The organism is Archaeoglobus neptunius, from assembly GCF_016757965.1.
Classification (GTDB): Archaea; Halobacteriota; Archaeoglobi; order Archaeoglobales; family Archaeoglobaceae; genus Archaeoglobus; species Archaeoglobus neptunius.
On record NZ_JAEKIW010000015.1, the window covers coordinates 1 to 19,341 of the forward strand.

At 46.2% G+C, this 19,341-nt stretch carries 19 protein-coding genes, 1 tRNA gene and 2 pseudogenes; 9 read left to right on the top strand and 13 right to left on the bottom strand.

Annotated elements, in window-relative coordinates; all coding sequences use genetic code 11:
* A pseudogene (locus JFQ59_RS11075) lies at positions 1-107 on the top strand (IS481 family transposase); the annotation flags it as partial.
* Positions 108-219: 112 nt separating this feature from the next.
* Here JFQ59_RS11075 and JFQ59_RS12835 read toward each other — a convergent pair.
* From JFQ59_RS12835 to JFQ59_RS11110, 8 genes and pseudogenes are all read right to left on the bottom strand, one after another.
* A pseudogene (locus JFQ59_RS12835) lies at positions 220-333 on the bottom strand (stage II sporulation protein M); the annotation flags it as partial.
* Positions 334-494: 161 nt separating this feature from the next.
* Positions 495-567 (bottom strand) — tRNA-Thr (locus tag JFQ59_RS11080).
* A gap of 37 nt (positions 568-604) precedes the next feature.
* Positions 605-1,120 carry a nicotinamide-nucleotide adenylyltransferase gene (locus JFQ59_RS11085; protein ID WP_202320560.1) on the bottom strand — a complete coding sequence of 172 codons (516 nt, stop codon included), beginning with the start codon at positions 1,118-1,120 and terminating at the stop codon, positions 605-607.
* Between the two features lie 21 nt (positions 1,121-1,141).
* Entirely contained in the window at positions 1,142-3,016 is a 1,875-nt protein-coding gene (gene iorA, locus JFQ59_RS11090) for an indolepyruvate ferredoxin oxidoreductase subunit alpha (protein ID WP_202320562.1), read from the bottom strand.
* 70 nt (positions 3,017-3,086) lie between these two features.
* A complete protein-coding gene (gene paaI, locus JFQ59_RS11095) occupies positions 3,087-3,494 on the bottom strand; it encodes a hydroxyphenylacetyl-CoA thioesterase PaaI (RefSeq protein WP_202320564.1) in 408 nt (135 codons plus the stop codon).
* A 136-nt stretch (positions 3,495-3,630) separates the two neighbouring features.
* Positions 3,631-5,565: a type B DNA-directed DNA polymerase gene (locus JFQ59_RS11100; protein WP_330999882.1), complete on the bottom strand. Its 1,935-nt coding sequence runs from the start codon at positions 5,563-5,565 to the stop codon at positions 3,631-3,633.
* A gap of 7 nt (positions 5,566-5,572) precedes the next feature.
* A complete protein-coding gene (locus JFQ59_RS11105) occupies positions 5,573-5,833 on the bottom strand; it encodes a hypothetical protein (RefSeq protein ID WP_202320568.1) in 261 nt (86 codons plus the stop codon).
* Positions 5,834-6,340, bottom strand: a complete 507-nt coding sequence (locus JFQ59_RS11110; RefSeq protein WP_202320570.1) for a hypothetical protein — start codon at positions 6,338-6,340, stop codon at positions 5,834-5,836.
* A gap of 81 nt (positions 6,341-6,421) precedes the next feature.
* Here JFQ59_RS11110 and JFQ59_RS11115 point away from each other — a divergent pair, with 81 nt between their 5' ends.
* On the top strand, positions 6,422-7,513 hold the full coding sequence (locus JFQ59_RS11115; RefSeq protein ID WP_202320572.1) for an ORC1-type DNA replication protein: 1,092 nt from the start codon (positions 6,422-6,424) through the stop codon (positions 7,511-7,513).
* Positions 7,514-7,548: 35 nt separating this feature from the next.
* Complete coding sequence (locus JFQ59_RS11120; RefSeq protein ID WP_330999883.1) at positions 7,549-7,827, top strand: transcriptional regulator; 279 nt, start codon at positions 7,549-7,551, stop codon at positions 7,825-7,827.
* On the opposite strand, the gene JFQ59_RS11125 is transcribed toward JFQ59_RS11120, so the two are convergent.
* Positions 7,824-8,459 carry a PD-(D/E)XK nuclease family protein gene (locus JFQ59_RS11125; RefSeq protein WP_202320576.1) on the bottom strand — a complete coding sequence of 212 codons (636 nt, stop codon included), beginning with the start codon at positions 8,457-8,459 and terminating at the stop codon, positions 7,824-7,826. The two genes, JFQ59_RS11120 and JFQ59_RS11125, sit on opposite strands and share 4 nt — an antisense overlap.
* Positions 8,460-8,509: 50 nt before the next feature.
* On the opposite strand from JFQ59_RS11125, the gene JFQ59_RS11130 reads away from it, so the two are divergent.
* Positions 8,510-9,040, top strand: coding sequence for a YfcE family phosphodiesterase (locus JFQ59_RS11130; protein ID WP_202320578.1), 531 nt, complete (start codon positions 8,510-8,512; stop codon positions 9,038-9,040).
* The gene (locus JFQ59_RS11135; protein WP_330999884.1) at positions 9,037-9,741 is read left to right on the top strand and encodes a molybdopterin synthase catalytic subunit; all 705 of its coding nucleotides are present in this window, start codon (positions 9,037-9,039) and stop codon (positions 9,739-9,741) included. Before JFQ59_RS11130 ends, JFQ59_RS11135 begins: the two co-directional genes overlap by 4 nt.
* On the opposite strand, the gene trm14 is transcribed toward JFQ59_RS11135, so the two are convergent.
* Positions 9,726-10,817, bottom strand: a complete 1,092-nt coding sequence (gene trm14 / locus JFQ59_RS11140) for a tRNA (guanine(6)-N2)-methyltransferase (RefSeq protein ID WP_202320580.1) — start codon at positions 10,815-10,817, stop codon at positions 9,726-9,728. The genes JFQ59_RS11135 and trm14 overlap by 16 nt on opposite strands.
* A 71-nt stretch (positions 10,818-10,888) precedes the next feature.
* Between trm14 and JFQ59_RS11145 the strand changes: the two genes are divergently transcribed.
* Both JFQ59_RS11145 and JFQ59_RS11150 read left to right on the top strand, forming a co-directional pair.
* Positions 10,889-13,480, top strand: coding sequence for an ATP-dependent helicase (locus JFQ59_RS11145; protein ID WP_230972477.1), 2,592 nt, complete (start codon positions 10,889-10,891; stop codon positions 13,478-13,480).
* The gene (locus JFQ59_RS11150) at positions 13,467-14,339 is read left to right on the top strand and encodes a UbiA-like polyprenyltransferase (RefSeq protein WP_202320582.1); all 873 of its coding nucleotides are present in this window, start codon (positions 13,467-13,469) and stop codon (positions 14,337-14,339) included. The genes JFQ59_RS11145 and JFQ59_RS11150 overlap by 14 nt, the downstream gene beginning before the upstream one ends.
* Here JFQ59_RS11150 and JFQ59_RS11155 read toward each other — a convergent pair.
* On the bottom strand, positions 14,336-16,756 hold the full coding sequence (locus JFQ59_RS11155) for a CDC48 family AAA ATPase (protein ID WP_202320631.1): 2,421 nt from the start codon (positions 16,754-16,756) through the stop codon (positions 14,336-14,338). The two genes, JFQ59_RS11150 and JFQ59_RS11155, sit on opposite strands and share 4 nt — an antisense overlap.
* 73 nt (positions 16,757-16,829) lie before the next feature.
* Between JFQ59_RS11155 and larC the strand changes: the two genes are divergently transcribed.
* Both larC and radB read left to right on the top strand, forming a co-directional pair.
* Entirely contained in the window at positions 16,830-18,011 is a 1,182-nt protein-coding gene (gene larC / locus JFQ59_RS11160; RefSeq protein WP_202320584.1) for a nickel pincer cofactor biosynthesis protein LarC, read from the top strand.
* A complete protein-coding gene (radB, locus tag JFQ59_RS11165; protein ID WP_202320585.1) occupies positions 17,989-18,645 on the top strand; it encodes a DNA repair and recombination protein RadB in 657 nt (218 codons plus the stop codon). The genes larC and radB overlap by 23 nt, the downstream gene beginning before the upstream one ends.
* Before the next feature lie 3 nt (positions 18,646-18,648).
* On the opposite strand, the gene pth2 is transcribed toward radB, so the two are convergent.
* Positions 18,649-19,002: an aminoacyl-tRNA hydrolase gene (gene pth2 / locus JFQ59_RS11170; RefSeq protein ID WP_202320586.1), complete on the bottom strand. Its 354-nt coding sequence runs from the start codon at positions 19,000-19,002 to the stop codon at positions 18,649-18,651.
* Entirely contained in the window at positions 18,992-19,261 is a 270-nt protein-coding gene (locus JFQ59_RS11175) for a DUF5749 family beta-barrel protein (protein WP_202320587.1), read from the bottom strand. Before JFQ59_RS11175 ends, pth2 begins: the two co-directional genes overlap by 11 nt.
* Positions 19,262-19,341 lie beyond the last annotated feature (80 nt).

Genomic DNA, 19,341 nt, shown 5'->3' on the forward strand with positions numbered 1-19,341 from the left:
ACATGAGTCTGAATTTTGATGAACTTGAGACTCCCTATCAGGCTTTTCTCAGGAAGTTGCCTGCTGAAAGGGTGTTTGAGTACGGAAGGTGGTTGTTTGAAGAGTGAAATTATTTCGGGATATCACACTCTCCGGCAGATCAACTTTTTCGAGGGGTTTAAACACTCCCGTTTTCGTACACGACCTCTATGATTTTTTCCATATCTCTATTCCAAACCTTCAAATACCTTTTGCCCCCATGGCTCTGGCAATTCTCAGAGTAATGTTCGCTTCGACCCAAGCTGCTATTACGATTAAGATGATGGAGATCAGGGCGAGGGTTAGGTACTCCTTGGGTTATTGTGTTTTTGAGATTGATACTAGCTGTATCTCTAAAAGCTGGTTTTCTCAGTAATATATCAGAGAACCGGAATTCAGATTTCATGGACAAACCCATAGAAGCGGCAAAACACGGGTTTGAACCTTTCATAACAAGCCAGATCCAGAAAAACATAAGCCGCCGGCGGGATTTGAACCCGCGACCTGGTGATTACGAATCACCCGCTCTGCCAGCTGAGCCACGGCGGCGCCTTTTGAGCCTCATCCTCAGGTCATAAAAATTTTGCTAATCCATGCTTGCAGCTCTTCTTATCCTTTCAACACCGTTCAGCTTACTGATAATTTCAGCAACAGCGTCTGGAACCAGCTTCTCCCATTCTCCACCCTCAAGCATCAGCCTCCTGATGTAACTGCCCCTGTATTTGTTTCTCTCAAACTCTGGAGGGCTTAGTACTTCGAGTCCGGCATCCCTGAATACCTGAGCAATGACAGGATTTCTGGTTATTATGGCACCGACAGCGGGAACAAGATTTATGATGTAGAAGGCATGGCCCACGTAAACGCTCATTGTGGGGACAGTCGCCGTAACGATCCTGCTCAGATCAACATTCTCTGACCTGAGCGCCTCTCTTATCATCCAGATTCGCTCTCCGGCGGTAAAGGGATTGAGTAGTGTGTGACTTTCGTCAGCCATTCCGACAAGCAGAACGAGCTCATCAAAGTCGTTCAAGGCCCATTTGACAACTCGAAGATGGCCGTAATGGAAGGGCTGAAACCTTCCAAATATCAGCGCTCTTACCATGAATAGAAATAAAAATTCTGGTTAATTACTCTTTCTGGGCTTTATTGCCCTGTTCGGACATATTTTTGCACACACTGCACATCCAACACAGAGGGATTGATCTATTGCAATCCTTTCACCATCAAATATCAGGGCTGGGCAGGCAAATGTGTTTACACACTCCATGCAGAGAGTACAATCCTCTGTAACTGTGTACGGAATAATTTTCTTCCCCTCCCTTTTTCTAGCTCTGGTCCATAGAATTGCGCAGGGCTGTCTGGCTATAACGACTGCCACTCCATCGTGGTCTAGAGCTCTTTTGAGCGTATCAATCATTTTTCTCACATTGTACGGGTTGACAACCTCAACAAAACTGACACCGCAACCTCTCACGATATTCTCGATCTTTACAGCCTTTCCAGCTTCTCCACAACCTCTGACTCCCGTTCCCGGATGAGGCTGATGACCTGTCATACCTGTTGTTGAGTTGTCGAGAATTACCAGAACGAACTTCGCATTGTTGTAAACCGCATTTATGAGGGCCGGTATTCCTGCATGGATAAAGGTGGAATCTCCAATTGTGGCGATTGTACTGTCATTGAGTACGTGTGCAAGGCCGTTAGACACTCCAACGCTTGCACCCATACATATCGTTATATCGACACCCTCAAGCGGTTTGTTTATCCCCAGAGTATAGCATCCTATATCGCTGGGTAGTGCAGCATTTCCGATCATGTCGACAACCCTTCTGATTGCGTAAAACGAAGCGGAATGGGGACATCCCGGACATAGAACTGGTGGTCTTGGAGGAGCTTTTGTAGAGATTTTTGCTGCTTTTGCAGTTATTTTTTCGTAATCTCTGCTTGGTTTAATTCCGAGAACCCTTGCAATACCCACCTCAACCCTAGGAATATCGTACTCGTAGTTCATCGGCATGTATCCGTTCATTTTTCCGTAAACCTCCGCTTCCGTCATTGCTCTGACGTGCAGCTCGACAAAAGGATCGACCTCTTCCACGATAATAACCCTCTTCATCTGGGAAACAAAGTCCTCAATTAGTTTTTCCGGAAGAGGATGCATTGAGGAAAGCTTCAAGGTGGGCAAGCTGACACCTAAATTTTCCATCGCCTCTTTGGCGTAAGCGTAACTTAATCCGCAAGCTATTACACCCGTGTCTCCGTCTCCATCATCAATCCAGTTTATTTCAGACTTGTTGAAATAACTCATAATTTTGCTGAGTTTCTCCAGAAGTACCGGCTTCAGCCTCCTAGCGTGGGCAGGTAGGACAACGTCAGTATCCGGATGTTTCTCCCAGTCCACCCTACTGAATTCTTTTTCAGGGATCTTTCCCAGCTCGACCAAGCCGCTTGCGTGACTCAGCCTTGTGTAGCTTCTAAAAATCATCGGCAAACTAAATTTTTCGGAAAGTTCAAAACAGAGCTTGGCATAATCTTTGGCCTCCTGAACACTTGAAGGCTCAACAACGGGAAGCTTTGCAGCCATTCCATACCATCTGTTGTCCTGCTCGTTCTGGCTGCTGTGCATTGTGGGGTCATCTGCAGTAACAAGAACAAAACCGCCTCTCGCCCCAACATACGCAAAGCTGAAAAGAGCATCTGCTGCCACATTCACACCTACGTGCTTCATCGTTACCATAGCCCGTTTACCAACAAGAGAGGCACCTATAGCAACCTCAAAGGCAACTTTTTCGTTGGATGAGTATTCCATATAGAAATCCATCTTTCCTCTCAAAACTCTGCATGCACTGCTGAGTGTATCGGCAATTTCGGAAGAAGGAGTGCCGGGATAAGCAGCAAAAACATCAATTCCGGCTTCAATGGCCCCTCGTGCTATCGCCTCGTTTCCGAGAAGAAAGACCTTTTCTCCCTCGGCATCCTTGACAACATCCTTTAACATAGTCAGGGAGTTTATTTAGAGATTATAACATTTGCCCTTTGGCCAGCTTAGCCACTCTGTTTCCGCTGATTTACAGGGGAAGTTCTCTATCCAAGCGAAAAACCGTTCCCTTTGCAAGAGCAAGCAGTTCATTTTTCGAGTTCCTTACCTCTATTAGGTAGGTTGCAGTTCTTCTCCCTGAATTCACCTCCTTTGCCTCAGCAAAAATCCTTTCACCGGCTGATGCTGTTTTCATGTATGTGATGCTGACCTCAAGGGCCAGAGAAATCTTTCCATGACTGTTGCTCGCAACAGCAAATGCAAGGTCAGCAAGAGTGAAGATTACGCCACCATGACAGACATCGGCGGCATTGAGATGTTCCTCCTTAACCTCCATTTCAACCTTTGCGTGACCTTCTGAGACCTTCACCAGTTCTGCTCCGAGCAAATCAAAAAGCCTGTCCCTTCTTCGCATGAATTCTCCAACTTTTCCTATCATTGGGGTCGGTTGAGGCTGGCTGAATATAAATTATTGTCAAACTCACTCATTATGATTATAACTATAGTAATAATATATTAACCAAAAATTTAAATACATTGAAGCTTAATTTGTAATATGAAGATCGTGCTTGAAGTTAAGGACCTGATAATTCTTGCGTTGATCGCTTTAATACTGGTTTCCATTCAGCTAACTCTGTTTGGGTAAAATTTACTGTGAAGTTTATTTCGTGCCATGCTCTGTTGAGTAGCTTGAGGTAATACCGGTAATCGAAATCTGAGAAATCCTTAATTCTTACAATGCGTTTCTGGGAATCAACAACAACATACTCGATCAGCATTCCTGGTGATATCTGTCTCCCTGCCCTTCTGTATTCCCTCAGCACTCTGGACTCGATGCAGTCCCTCCTGTAATCGACCCTCCCGACAGCCTTTTTTATGACCAATTCAGCAGGATCGGCAAATCTTAGGTTATCAGCGAATTTGCGATAGGTGTCTCTCAATCGAGGAGCCAGTTTTTTGATATCCTCCAGATTCTCCGCTCTGGAGAGAATATCGAAGCACCGCAGTTGCATTTTTCTGATGTATTCCGGAATATCCCTTCTCCTCATGGCAACTCCGCGAATTCTCATCTCCCCATTTGAGAGTCTGCCGTAATATCTGTTGTAAGCCCCTTCGCCATCCTTCATCGGAAGAAAGGTGATCCAGTTGTACATTTCCAGCTCTGTGAGCAGGCCAGTCTTCTTTTCCACCCGCTCTTTAAGCTTCCATGGGTCACCTTCACCGGAAATCCACAAACAGTCTATTATACCATGAAGAACGCTAAATCCCATCTCTTCTGCAATCCCCTTGCTCTGAAGAAGTATCTCCCTGCCAATCCTGTTTATCTCTTCGTGGACTTCTATTCTGCCAAACTTGGCATTTCTGTATCCCGTGTAACCAAAGCAGGTAACTAGCATCCATTTCAGAATGGAGTCCAGATCCATGCACCTCATTCTCTTCGTTTTTATCCGCATGCTGAGGAGGGGACTCAGAACCTCAGCAAGGAACCCCCTCTTTCCATTTCCGTGAATGGTTTCAGGGGACAGGTTGTATTTTACAATAATTGACGGATACATTGATGTGAAGTCGATCTGCCATACATTCTCGTAAACACCGGGTTGGGGCTGAAAAATCATCCCGCCCCTGTCAGCAATTCTAAGCTCTGAAAGTGTTTTCACCCTCTCTGCGTCACTTTTTCTGAACGGGACAGCTATATCCCTTCTTAAAGCCTCAAAAATTTCGTAAAGTGAAATCAGGGATCCGGGACTGAAGCGGGATGCAAGATTGGGGGATATTGCAGCCAGACGAGATGCAAGAAGTACACCACGAATTCCGCCTTCTTTGAAATTGAAGCTTCCAGTATCGATTAGTATTCTCCCCTCGGGAATGAGTGCCTCTCTTCGCAATCTGGCCTTTCCGTAGCTCCAGTAGGACTTCTGGGGAAGCTTTCTGAACTTTCCCGTTCTACTTATGGTGTTCTCAACACCGCATTCTCTGGCTATGGAATCTATGCGTGGCATCCAGAAGTCAGCATCTGTAAGAAGGATTATGTCGGGGTTTGAGGACTCAATGCACGAGAGCATGTCTTTAACTGCATCTTTCTCACCCCTCGCCATTCTTTCGCCATCAACACGTATTTCGTTAATTCTGTTGTCACCTCTGATTGAAATCTCCATTATCGTGAAGGGCAAGTCAAATTCGATCTCAAACCTTTTTCCACAGTCTTCGAGTATGTGGGAGCATGGAAAAACGTTCTTTTTAGCCATGACCTTATGTTCGAGTCTTACATCAACGTTAAACAGCTTTGAGTCTTTTGTCTGCCTCTCCACCTTTTCAGCAACCTTCCTCCCGGCATAAATTTTGTAGCCATTAACCGTACCGTATATGGTTTTTATCTCGCAATCTTCAACCCTGTATCTGCTTTCAAGATTCTCAAGCATCTCGTAGTGCAGTGAAGCATCTGGCAGATATAAAAGAAAGTAGTTTTCAGCCTTTACTGTGTGTTTTCTGACCCTGCTGCCCCTCTTCACCCAGAAATTAACACCTTTTTTCCATGAACTGCAGTCCAGAACCCACATTGGTATCGAGCTCCTTAAGCAGCTCGATGAGTACTGAAAACACTGCAGCCTCCAGTGGATCGCTGAAGGCGTAGAAGGCCTCGCTGCTGTGTTTTTTGATCATTTCAGCTAACTTTTCAGCGTAAATTCTCTCCTCCTTTTTCAGAGCTTTTGATGTCCTCAGCCACCTTTCAGCCATCTTTTTAACCTCCATCCTCACACTTGAAACGCTCCTACCCATTCAGAACACCTCCAGAGTCAGTTGCCCCGATATTTTAGGATAGAACCGCTGAGTCAATCCGTTGACTCCCACATCGGCAATATAGTATCCTCCCGCATCCTCCTCAACGTAGATGTATCTATCGGCAAGATTTGTTATGAAGTCGAAGATTCGATCTCTTTCGGTTGTGAGATATATCAGAAGCCTGTCTCTGCCGATCTGTCTCAGAAGCATCACAAAATCTTCAAGGGTGTAGAAGCTGCAATCTTCAAAAAGCAGTGGATCGTGTTCGATGAACACCGTGTCCTCGTAAGAATTGAGCAGTATTTCCATGACCTGGTGTATTGTAAAGCCCCTTCTGATGTGCAGATTTCCGTCTATTCTGTCGATAATGGATGAGTGGTTTCCACAGATGTACATGGACGGAAATCTACTGTCGGCGCTTCTGATGCTTTTTGCGCAAACTTCAGCCGGTGCTGATAATGCCGTAAATCCACCATCTATCTGGACTGACAGTACCTCTATCATGTAAGGTAATGCGTCCCGGAAAATAAGAAGTTCAACCCCCGGATGCAAGTGAAAAAGATTATACATATTGAGGTATGTTTTATGTCAATGCTCTCATGGGACGAGAGTCTGTTCAGAAATATTGAAGTTTTCGACCCTGATTACATACCAGATGAAGTTCTGTTTAGAGATGGGCAGATAAGACAGCTCGTCTCATGCATAAAACCCGTTTTCCACAGCTCATCTCCCATAAATGCCTTCTGCATTGGCCCACCATCCACTGGAAAAACCTCGACAATAAGGTATGTTTTGAGAGAGGCCGAGGAGGAGATTGAGGGGTTCAAGTACTCATACATCCGTTCTCCAAGGTTCAAGGAGCCTTACAAGATTTTTGCAAAAATATTTCAGGATGTTATTGGACATCAAGCTCCTGCGACCGGAATAAGCAAGACTGCGATGATGGATAGGGTCTGGAGAAATCTTGAAGACCCTCTTGTGGTGGTTCTGGATGACGTGAACTTTCTCAGCAAAAATTATGCTGACGAGGTTCTTTACGAGATACTCAAGGCTCCTGAAGAGTACGGGGTGAAGGTGGGGGTTATTGCTGCTGCAACCGACATACGGTTTCCGATGCTTCTCGATCCGTTTGTAGGCGCCATTTTTCACTATGTGGAAATTCACTATCCCACCTACACTTACTCTGAGGTGAGGGAGATACTTAAAAAGAGGGTCGAATACGGTTTTATACCGGACGTTTTTGAAGAGGAGGCTTTTGAGAGGGTGGTGGAGATAGCTCACAATGCAGGGGACGTCAGATACGGGATATATCTCTTAAAAGCTGCCGGTATGAACGCAGAAAGCAGGGGGAGCAGAAAGGTGCAGGTTGAGGATGTGGAAAAGGCAAATGCAGGGGAGTCTCTATCCTTCATTGCGAAGATAGTTTCCGCATTAAACAGTGAGGAGAGGGCGGTTTTGAGGATTATATACTCTCAAGAGGAGATTTCGACAGGGGACCTGTACGATCTGATCCACAGTGAGGTCAGAATGGGATACAGGAAGTACTACAACGTTCTTGAGAAACTGGAGAGACTCAGATTAATTGACATTGCTTTTGGTGACAAAGGAAGGGGAAAAACAAGGTACATCTACCGGAAATTTGATCCTGAGGTGGTGGAGAAGGCTCTGGAGTTTTAGGAAAATTCCAAATAACCTGTATGAAACTTTTTTGCGTGGCTCTGGTAGAGAAGGTGATAGGTCTTTTAGAAAATCAGAGCGGGCTCTCTGTCAGGGAGATCTGCATTGCCCTGCAAATTGAACCCGAAAGGGAAAGGGAAGTATATGGGGTTTTGAAAAAAGCTGCGAAAGTTCTGAAAAGAAAGGGGAAAAGGCTTCTGATGCAGCCTCCGAGATGCAAGAAATGTGGATTTGAGTTTGAAAAAATGAGGGCAACAAAATGCCCGAGGTGCAGGAGTGAGTGGATAGAGGAGGCAAGATTTTTCATAGATTAAAGGAATTTGGAGGCAAACGTTTCCGGCTTTGAGTGACATTCCTCTTTAAAATTGCACAAATCGCAGTATTTGCTCTCCCTTTTTTCCGGAAGAAAGCCCCTCTCTACCATTTTGACCCTCTCAATAAGCTTCAACACTCTTCTTTTCGTTCCATAGCCAGTTTCAGCACTTCTCAGGTCTCCCGAATAGGCGTAGTAAATCCTCGCTCCATCAAATCCGATTAATGCTGCAAATCCAGCCTTTATCACATCTCTCAGCCACACACCCTTTTCCGGAGGGTTAAGGGAGATGAACAGCGGGACATCTCTTTCCCCATCCCTCACGATCTCATCAACAACCATACCAACACCGAGCTTCTCGGATCTGACGTAAACATCAAAGTCAACAGTGCGTAGGCCGTGATCTATGTAAACAAACTTTTCTGCAGCTCTTCTGAAAACACCCTCGTCAAAGTTTTCATAGAGAGATCTTGTTCTGCTTTCGGCCCATTCTAGATCGAATCCCTGTCGAAAACTGAAATATATTTCCCTCACAGCATGTATCTCCGCAAAAACGTTCTCTCCAAAGTGGATACGGTAATAGCAAAGTCTCGGACATGTTAGATAGCTCACAACATGGCTTAGTCCTATCACTGCAAAACATCGCCACCAACATTTTTAACCCTGTCGGTTAGTTTTAACACATGAAAAAAATTCTTGCGATCTCCGACACTCATCTTAAAGACTGGAACATTCCCGAAAGGCTTGATGAGATGATGAATGATGCCGATATGCTGGTTCATGCCGGAGATTTTGACAGTTACGCCGTTTACAAAAAGTTCTCAGATTATGATCTAGTGGCGGTTGCTGGAGACAGCGATGATGAAAAGATCAGAGAGGAATTGCCCGATTCTGCAGTGTTCGAAGTGGAGGGAGTGAGGTTTGGTGTTGTGCACAGGGGGAATTACATTAACCAGTTTCACGACCTCATATACAGAGCGATGGAACTCAATGTCGACGTTCTCGTATTCGGCCATCTACATCGTTTTGTACTTGAGGAAGTGAGGGGGAGAGTCATCGTCTGCCCCGGCAGTCCGACAAGCCCGAGACTTTCTGTTGCTAGCTGTGCAGAGATTATTGTTGATGGGAGCAAAGTTGATGTCAAATTCCACGTTGTACAGCCGCTGTTTTGTGGGATGGATACCTTGAAAGCTTTAAGAGGTGGTTGTGGGTGAGGGTGTTTGTGCCTGAAAACTGGGATGAGATTAAAGAAGAACTGTCAAAACACGGAAGGGTTGTTGAAGTGAGAAAGGGGAACGGTGAAGGAGAGTGCTGCGCCCTTATTGGCAGGTCGCTTAGAATGATTGCCGGACCAAAAAATATGAGGGACGCTCTTGAAACCCTTGCAGATCTGGGTTTTGATTTTGCGGCAATAATTGGCTTTGACTTTGAGTTGGAGGGGCTCGAAAAAGGCATCGGTTTTAAGATTCCCCGAGTGAGAAGTGTAGAAGAGGCTCTTAACGCTCCTGAAGTTGAGTCCCTGAAATCCATTGTTCTCAAAACCAAATGTGTTGATGGAGTTGAGAGGTGCGGGGCAATAGGTATCTTTGTGGGTTTCGTGAGGAGGAATTCCGGTGGCAAGAAGGTAAGGCAGCTTGAATACGAGACTTATGATGACCTGCTTGAAGAGAAGGCAAAGGAGATAGAGGAGAAGATAAAAAGCATGCCAGGAATCGTTAACGCCAAAATATATCACAAAAAAGGGGTTCTTATGCCAGGCGAGGACATCGTTTATATTGCGGTGATGGGCGAGCACAGAAAAGACATATGGGAGCCGTTGAAAAAGGCAGTAGAGATAATGAAAGAGGAACTGCCGGTATGGAAAAAGGAGGTTTACGAAGAAGACGGCGAAATGTGGGTTCACGATAAGGAATAGAGGAGGATTTTTGTCAGCAATCCACCGTACTTAACGAACCTATCGTGAATTAACTCGAGTCCCACTCTCTCCGCACATTCCTCAAATATTCTGTACTCTGCAGTGATCAAAACAAGTCTGTCGTTCATGCACTTTTTAGCTGCAATGGCGAATTTTTCGTACAGTAGCCTTATGGCACTCTTTTTCCAGATTCTCAGACCGTAAGGCGGATTGGTGGCGATTATGTCGTAACTTCCGCTCAACTCTGTGGCATCACCGAGACTGAATGTTATTGTGTCTGCAACCCCAGCACTCTCGGCGTTCAGCGTTGCACCCTCGAGATGTTTCCTGAATTTCTCAGTTCCGTAGAGTTCCATTCTGATACTGGAAATTTTTTCACTATCGTTCTTGGTTATCTGGCAAAGATTCTCGTAAGCAAAACTCCTTTTGTTGGGGACGTTCCTGCCCATTAGCGCAGCCTCTATCGGAATTGTCCCACTCCCGCACATCGGATCGATAAGCGATTTTTTGGGATTCCACCCAGCAATTTTCAGCATTGAGCAGGCAATTGTTGCGTTGAGATGTGCAGGATGGTTGTAGACCCTCCACCATCTTCTGTGCAGGGCGTCATCACCGGTTGTGTCAATACCAACAAAAAACTCGTTTTCCACAACTTCCGCCCGAATGATGACGTCAGGATTGTTCAGATTGACCTTCAGTCTTTTTCCGTAGCTTTCCTGAAAACTGTCTATAACAGCCTGTCCCGCAACTCTTGCAACATCAATGGATGTAAAATTGTGAGTGCCACTTCTCATGCTTCTTATCGCAAAGCTTTTTCCGTTGAGAAAATCAAATTCAAGGTTCTTCACCGCACTGTAAATGTCATCGAGACCTGAAAACGTCCCCCTGTAAAGCAAAACGTTCAGCCTTTCAAGGGTTCTCGAATACCTGTTAATCCTATCGATGAGTTTTCTGCTGCCCTCAAAAAACAATCTTCCCTTCCCTACCCTTATTTCTGTAACATCACCCCCAAGCCTCCTGACTTCCTCCGCTGCAACGTCCTCAAGTCCCGGAGCGAGTGTTGCGTAGAACTTCACCGCTCACAGTATGTCCACCTTACAGTTTATAATTTTCCCAAAACACTTTTCTTCACTGGTAAATAGGATGGATGGTGATCGTAGAGGGAAAGCCATACACGAACGAGGAAATACTGTCAATCCTGCATCCTCTCGTAGGAGAGTGGTTTCTTTCAAAATACTCTGATTTTACCCCTCCTCAACGCTACGCCATTGTGGAGGCTTTTAAAGGTAACAACGTACTGATCACGTCTCCTACCGGAAGTGGGAAAACTCTTGCTGCTTTCCTGTCGGCGATAAGCATGCTTGTTGATAGAGCTGAGAGGGGTGAGCTGGAAGATAGGGTTTACGTCGTCTATGTTTCACCACTCAAGGCTCTGAACAATGATATAAAGAAAAACCTTGAAGAGCCGCTCGAGGAAATTTACAAACTGGCAGAGAGAAAGAACGTCAGGTTGCAGAAAATTAGGGTCGCCGTTAGAACGGGAGATACCGATGCTTCAGAGAAGCAGAAGCAGATGAGAAAACCACCCCACATCCTCATAACCACACCCGAAACGCTTGCCATAATTCTGTGCAGCCCCAGGTTCAGCAAATCTCTTACGGAAGTGAACTTTTTGATTGTGGACGAGATACATGCGATGGCTGAGAACAAAAGGGGTGTGCATCTGTCTCTCTCGGTCGAAAGACTTCAGAGAATTCAAAAAGGGAAGATGGCAAGGATAGGGCTCTCTGCAACGATTTCCCCGCTGGAGGAGATTGCAAGATTTCTCGTGGGCTACGAGTACGGGGTGGAAAGGAGCTGCATTGTTGCCGATGTGACATTTGAAAAACCCGTGGATATCAGGGTTGTATCTCCGATAAACGACTTTTTTGGAGCGAATGCTGATGAAATAAGTGAAAGGCTGTACGATCTGCTGGCAGACTATGTTAAAAACTCAAAAACGACCCTGATATTTACAAACACCAGAAGCGCAACAGAAAGGGTGGTGTATCATCTAAAGAAGAGGCTAAAGGATTTCCCGATTAAGGCGCATCATAGCTCTCTCTCAAGAGAGGTCAGACTTGAGGTGGAGAACGGGTTAAAAAATGGGACCCTGAGATGCGTGGTTTCATCCACAAGCCTTGAACTCGGTATTGACATCGGATATATAGACCTCGTAATTCTTCTGGGCTCTCCAAAAAGCATAAACAGGGCACTGCAGAGAATCGGGAGAAGTGGACACAGACTGCACGAGGTAAGTGTCGGAAGAATCGTGGTTGTGGATCAGGATGATCTCATAGAGTGTACGGTTCTTGCTGAAGAAGCGAGAGAGAGAAGGCTGGACAGGATCAGGATACCGAAAAAGTGTCTCGATGTTCTCTGCCAGCATGTCGTGGGAATGGCCATTGAGAAAGTATGGACCGTTGACGAGGCCCTGGCCGTTATCAGGAATGCATATCCGTACAGAGAGTTAACGAGGGAGGAATTTCTGTCAGTTTTGAGGTATCTCTCAGGCACATTTTCAGAACTCGAAAAGAAAAGGGTTTATGCGAAGATATGGTTCGATGAGGAGGAGGGTGTTTTTGGTAGGAGAGGCAAGCTCATCAGGCCGATTTATTACCTCAACACAGGAACAATACCCGACGAGGTTGCGGTTAAGGTCATAACGAAGGATGGAAAAAGAGTAGGGAAGGTTGAAGAGGAGTTTGCCGAAAATCTCGTTCCCGGCGACATCTTCGTACTCGCCGGAAAAACATTCAGATTCCTGAAGGCAAAGGGAATGAGCATAATCGTTGAAGAGGTGGAGGGGGAGAGACCAACTGTTCCAAGCTGGTTCAGCGAGCAGCTTCCTTTGAGCTACGATCTGGCATGCAGGATCAGGGAGTTCAGGGGATGGATGGAGAGAGTTCTCGAAGAAAAAAGCCGTGACGAGGTGATCGATCTCCTCATAAAGAATTACGGAATCGAAAGTAATGCTGCAAATGCCATATACCGCTACTTCATGGAGCAGAGACTTTTCAGTGAGATACCAACGGACAGAAAGCTTGTAATTGAGAAATATGAGGGTGAAAGAAACTACTACTTTTTCCACACACTTGTGGGCAGGAGGGCCAACAGTGCAATAGCGAGGGTTTTTGCATACAGAGCAGGTATGATAAAGAACTGCAATGTTCAGATGGGTGTGAACGATAATGGTTTCGTGCTGATACTCCCTGAAAACAGGAGATTGAGTGATGCGGAAATTGAAGGACTCTTCATGCTGCCGAACTTCAGGGAGCATCTCAGGAAGGCTCTGGACAGAACTGAACTCCTCAGAAGGAGGTTCAGGCATGTGGCAGTAAGGAGTCTGATGATCCTTCGAAACTACATGGGGAGGGAGAAAAGTGTCTGGAGGCAGCAGTTCAGCGCAGACTCAATCCTGAACTTTTTGAAGCGTTACTTTCCCGACTTTCCCGTCTTGAAGGAGACCTACAGAGAGATAATGGAGGATGCCATGAACATCGATGATGCCATGGACTTTCTGGAGAAGGTTGGAAAGGAGATTGAGCCTGTAATTGTAAGAACGCCGTATCCAAGTCCATTTGCCTTCAATCTGTATCTGCTTGGAGACCAGGATGTTGTGCTTATGGAGGACAGAAGGAAGGTTCTGCGAGAACTTCACGAAAAGGTCATGGGTGTGATACAGAATGCACCGAATTAAGATGTATCTGGACTTCATTAAAATAGAGCACACCCTGTTTGCCCTGCCATTTGCATACGCCGGGGCATTTCTCGCTGCTGGCGGGTTTCCGGATCTAAGGGTGTCCTTTCTGATTTTAACAGCCTTTACAGGGCTCAGAACTGCTGCAATGGTTTTCAACAGGATTATAGACCGGGAAATAGATGCCAGAAATCCCAGGACAGCTTCAAGACATCTCCCGGCCGGATTGATTGATCTGAAGGAAGCTTATGCGATAGCAGTTGTATCTCTGGCCATTTACTTCCTCTCGGCGGCTTTGATAAACAAAACAGCTCTTCTGCTTTCACCAATTCCAGCAATTACCGCATACATTTATCCCTATCTGAAAAGGTTTACGTGTCTCTGCCACTACGTTCTCGGCCTGAATCTCGCCTTTGCCCCTCTCGGGGGTTGGATAGCCGTAACAGATTCCGCAGACATCTTCGGCAGCGAACTGATTCCGGCATTGATCGGAATTGCTGTTATCTTCTGGGTGGCGGGCTTTGACATTATCTATGGACTCCAGGATATAGAGTTTGACAGGAAAGCGGGTTTGCATTCTATCGGCGCACACTTCGGTGTTAAAACCGCAATCTGGGTTTCGAGGATCAATCACATTGCTTTCTTTGTATTTGTTTCCATTGCGTTCTATATCTACCGTGCCGATCTGGCACTGGCCTTTCTTCCGGTAATTGGAATGCTGCTGTTTTACGAGCACTTTACGGTGAGAAAAGGATGGGACGAGGCAAAAATTCAGATTGCGTTTTTCTACATGAACGCTGCGGTTAGCGCAACCCTTCTCCTGTCGATCTTTGTTCAGGTTCTTAAAAATAAATTTTAGCCGTATCCAACGAATGGCTTTGTGGCCATCTGTATTCTCTCGGTTTTCATCCTCTCCTCAAATCTCTCGTAGAAGCTTAGCATGGTCTCGTTGATGCTCGGCTTTACCTTCTTTATTGCTTCAAGGAAATGCCTCATTTCAACCTTTTCCGCATTCACGTTTTCTCTGATTGCGATCATCACCGCTTCCCGGCATACTGCTTCAATGTCCGCTCCAACGTATCCTTCTGTTATTTCGGCAAGCTCGTCAAGGTCCACGTCATCTGATAGTGGCATGTTTCTGGTGTGTATCCTGAGTATTGCCAGTCTGCTCCTCTTGTCCGGTGGTCTGACGAAAACGAGCCTGTCGAATCTCCCCGGCCTGAGCAGCGCAGGATCAAGGATATCTGGTCTGTTGGTCGCACCTATCACAACAACACCGTGCAGTTCCTCAAGCCCATCCATCTCGGTTAGGAGCTGATTAAGAACTCTTTCGACAGCCCTGCTACCCTCATCAACTCCTCTCAACTGGGCAATAGCGTCAATCTCGTCAAAGAATATTATACACGGAGCGACCTGTCTCGCCTTCCTGAATATCTTTCTCACAGCCTTCTCACTCTCTCCCAGCCACTTGCTGAGTATCTGCCCACCCTTGATGCTGATGAAGTTAGCCTCGCTCTCGTTGGCAACCGCCTTGGCGATCAGAGTTTTACCGGTTCCGGGCGGTCCGTAGAGCAGCACACCCTTTGGCGGCCTTATCCCAAACTTCTTGAACTTTTCAGGGAACTTCAGTGGCCACTCAACCGCCTCAATGATCTCTCTTTTCACGTCCTCCAGTCCACCCACGTCCTCCCAGCTTACTTTGGGTATTTCGACAAAGACTTCTCTCATTGCTGACGGCTCAATCTCCCTTAACGCTTCCATAAAGTCCTCCCAGGTAACCTTAATGGACTCAAGGATCTCCAGAGGAATCTCGTCCTCATTTAAGTCGATCTGCGGGAGAAATCTTCTCAGAGCCTTCATAGCTGCCTCCTTGCACAGGGCCTCGATGTCCGCCCCAACGAAACCGTGAGTCTGATCTGCAAGACTGCGCAGCATTGACTTTGTTATTTCCGCCTCAAGATCAGACAGAACATCGCTGGGAAGGAGATTTTTGGCCGCCGCCTCTATTTCCTCTGCAGTTTCGGAGTTTTTAACCTCGTCATAGAAGAAATCAAGAGTTTTCAGCACCTCAACGTCATCAACGTTTTTTCTGTATCTCTCTATTGCGTCAAGGACAAATTCTCGTGCGTATTTTGGCTCAAGAGGCATGTTTCTGGTGTGTATCTGGAAGATCTCGTATCTCCCTTCCCTGTCCGGAACTCCAATCTCGATCTCCCTGTCAAATCTGCCCGGTCTCCTCAGGGCAGGATCTACAGCGTCTATTCTGTTGGTGGCTCCGATAACGATAACCTGTCCCCTCTCTTCAAGTCCGTCCATCAGTGTCAGGAGCTGAGCCACAACCCTTCTCTCAACCTCCCCCGTAACGTCCTCCCTTTTAGGAGCTATTGAATCTATTTCATCAATAAAAATAATCGAAGGCGCATTCTCCTTTGCCTCCTCGAAAATCTCCCTCAATCTCTGCTCAGATTCACCGTAAAATTTGCTCATTATCTCTGGACCGTTAATTGTATAGAAGCTCGCTCCAATTTCATTGGCAACCGCCTTGGCGATCAGAGTTTTACCGGTTCCGGGCGGTCCGTAGAGCAGCACACCCTTCGGCGGCTCAATCCCAAGCCTCTGGAAAATCTCGGGATATCTCAGGGGCAGCTCTATTACCTCCCTGACCTTCTGAAGCTCATCTTTCAGACCACCGACATCCTCATAGGTAATCCCTGCCTTTCCGAATCGCTCAAATCCCTTTGCCGGCCTGTCCCTGTAAACGACCTTGGTGGATTCATCAATTACAACCGGACCTTTGGGCTCAGTTTTAACTGCAACGAACACTACCGCCTGATTCTGCTGGTTGTATCTTCCAAAGCCTGAGAGGGCCGGAGCTCCAACAAGGGGTACGAGATCCCCCTCAACGACAGGTCTTTTCAGAAACTGATGTTTGAGATATTCTCCAATATCAACTCCGTAAATTCTTAAATCCATCTTTTTGAGTGGAGCAAGAATAACCGTTTTTGCTGGCTGATATTCAACTCTCCTGACTTTAACGACATCCCCCACTCCAACTCCCGCATTCTCCCTGATGAACCTGTCAACCCTTATGATGTTCTTACCCCAGTCTCTTTTTGGGGCTCTCCAGACCTTTGCAACGGTTTTGCGAGCCCCTTCTATTTCTATAATATCACCGGGGGATATCTGGAGCTTCAACATTGTATCAGGATCCAATCTGGCGATTCCCCTACCCGAGTCACTCGGATAGGCCTGATTAACTTTGAGCGTGATTTCCATCTCCACCACCTGCTACTATTTTTTAACCTAAACAGTTTTTATTTTGGAGATAAAAAAGGCTTGTGGTGGTTTGATGAAAGTCGCAATATTTGATGCATTCAACGGTGCAGGAGGAGATATGATAATCGCCTCCATGTTGGATGTCGGTATCAGAAAATCAGAGATTGACGAAATTCTCTCCTCAATAAATCTCAAAATTGACTACAGAATTGAAAAAGCTGACGTTAAGGGGATACGTGCGAGGCGGATCAGGGTAATGGAAAGGGGAAGGGTTAAAAGAAGTTTTGAGGATGTTGTATCCATAATAAAAAGCTCCGGCATTGATGGAGAAGTTAAAAATGACGCATTGAAAATATTTGAGATTCTGGCGAGAGCTGAGGGAAGGGTACACGGAAAAGATTACAGAAAGGCAGTTTTTCATGAGGTTGGATCTGATGATGCAATTTTCGATGTACTGTGCTCGGCAAAAGCGTTCAGAAATCTGGCCGATAAAGGGTACAGCTTTTTTGCAAAACCCATCAGAGTCGGGAGCGGCTTCATTGATTTTTCCCACGGGAGGTATCCCGTCCCATCCCCGGCGGTTCTTGAGATCCTGAAGGATGCGAAGATAAAGATTCTGATGGAGGGAGAGGGGGAGCTGCTGACGCCCACCGCTGCGGCAATCCTCTCGTATTACTGTGATGATTTTCCGCCGTTTCCGATGAGGATCGAGAATGTTTCCTACGGCGCTGGTAGCAGGGAGACGGAGGTGCCGAATGTTCTTAGGTTGATTCTTGGCAAGGTGGAACTGCATGATAGCATAGCAGTGATAGAGACGAATCTTGACGATGTGAGTGGAGAGTACATGGGGTATGCGATGGAGAACCTGATTCAAGTTGATGGCGTGCTTGATGTAACAACAATTCCGGCTTTTGGTAAAAAAGGAAGGCCGGGTTTTGTGATGAGAATAATAGCGAATCTGGACAGAGCTGAGGAGGTGGCTGAGGAAGTGATGAGACAAACCGGAAGTCTCGGAGTAAGAATAATACCGGTTTACCACCGACAGATAGCTGAGAGAGAAGAGTACAGGATGAAGGTGAAAATCCGGGGCGAGGATTTTGAAGTAAGATTTAAACGCTCTCTTCCTGAGTTCAGGCACATGAAGCCAGAATTTGATGACATTGCTATGATCGCCAGCAGGCTTGATATCCCGATTCATGAGGTTTACCGAAAAGTGCTGAGGGTGCTTGAAAATGCTGATACCGAGTGGAAGTAAGTGTGTTGACTCTTTACTCGGAGGTGGGGTTGAAACCGGAACGGTGACGCAAATCTATGGCCACAGTGGTACCGGAAAAACAACTCTCTGCCTGATGTTTGCCAAAAATGCTGCAAAGGAGTTCAAGGTGGCATTTATTGATACCGAGGGCCTGTCTGCCGAGAGGGTCAGGCAGGTTTTCGGTGATGTCGGTCTTTTCGCCAACGTTTTCGTCTATGAGGTTTATCAGTTCAGACAGCAGGGGGTCGCTTTGAAGGAGGCAGAGAAGCTCTGCAGGAGTGAAAATGTCAGGTTAATCATCGTTGATTCCTTCACATCGCTCTATCGCAGTGAGCTTGAAGATGAGGGCAGGCAGCTCAGAATAAAGAGGGAGCTAACCTCCCAGCTCACGTATCTGCTCGGAGTTGCAAGAAAACACGATGTTGCTGTGGTAATAACCAACCAGATGTACACCGATGTTAAGACCGGCATGGACAGACCGCTGGGAGGGCCGAGCATAGACCATCTGTCCAAGGTCATTCTGGCGCTGGAGAGAAGCGAAGACGTCAGGAAGGCCACGTTGATAAAACACAGATGGATGAGGGAGGGGACAAGCTGCTTTTACCGCATAACTGACAGGGGAATTGAGCCCTAAAGATTACTTCAGCAAGGGAAGGTTTCCTGTAACCCTGTCAATTTTCCTCTCCTCGTCCGGACCTATAACGATGGCTGTAACAGTTCCGGGTGGAATTTCCGTTAAACCTGCATCCTGAACAACACCTGTTACGAGTCCGAGAGTTTCAGCCCTAACCCTCACCCCCATGAGCTCTTCCAGACTCTTAACCTTAAGAACGATCTTCTTCTGCCCTTCGTCAAGCCACCTTCTTCTCAAATCAGGAGAAGATCGGATATAACCAATAACTGCAGCATGAGCAACCTGAACTGCCAGCTTACCTCTCGACAATTTTAAATCGTCCCTTACAACAATCACCTGTTTTAATTCATTCTTCATCTCCAAAACCATATGATCTCAGTTCTTCAAGCGTTACAGGCTTTGATTTCTCCTCTATCCACCTTCTTCCAGCTTCCTTTGCCTCCTCCTCATCAAACTCTGAAAGCACTATTTTATCTGCTTCAACACTTTTTATACAGGCTTTCGGAATTGCCAGAAATTCGGCGCCAACCTTCACTATTAGTCTGTCCCTGTGAACGTCAATGCTCTCTCCGAAACTCACACTGTCCTTGAAAACGTACTTGCATATCAGGTCCATGTTGGGAATTGACTGGAAATTTTAAATCTTTTGCTGATGAAGATTGAATTGGGACTTAAGCAGACCACGTATTTTCCGGG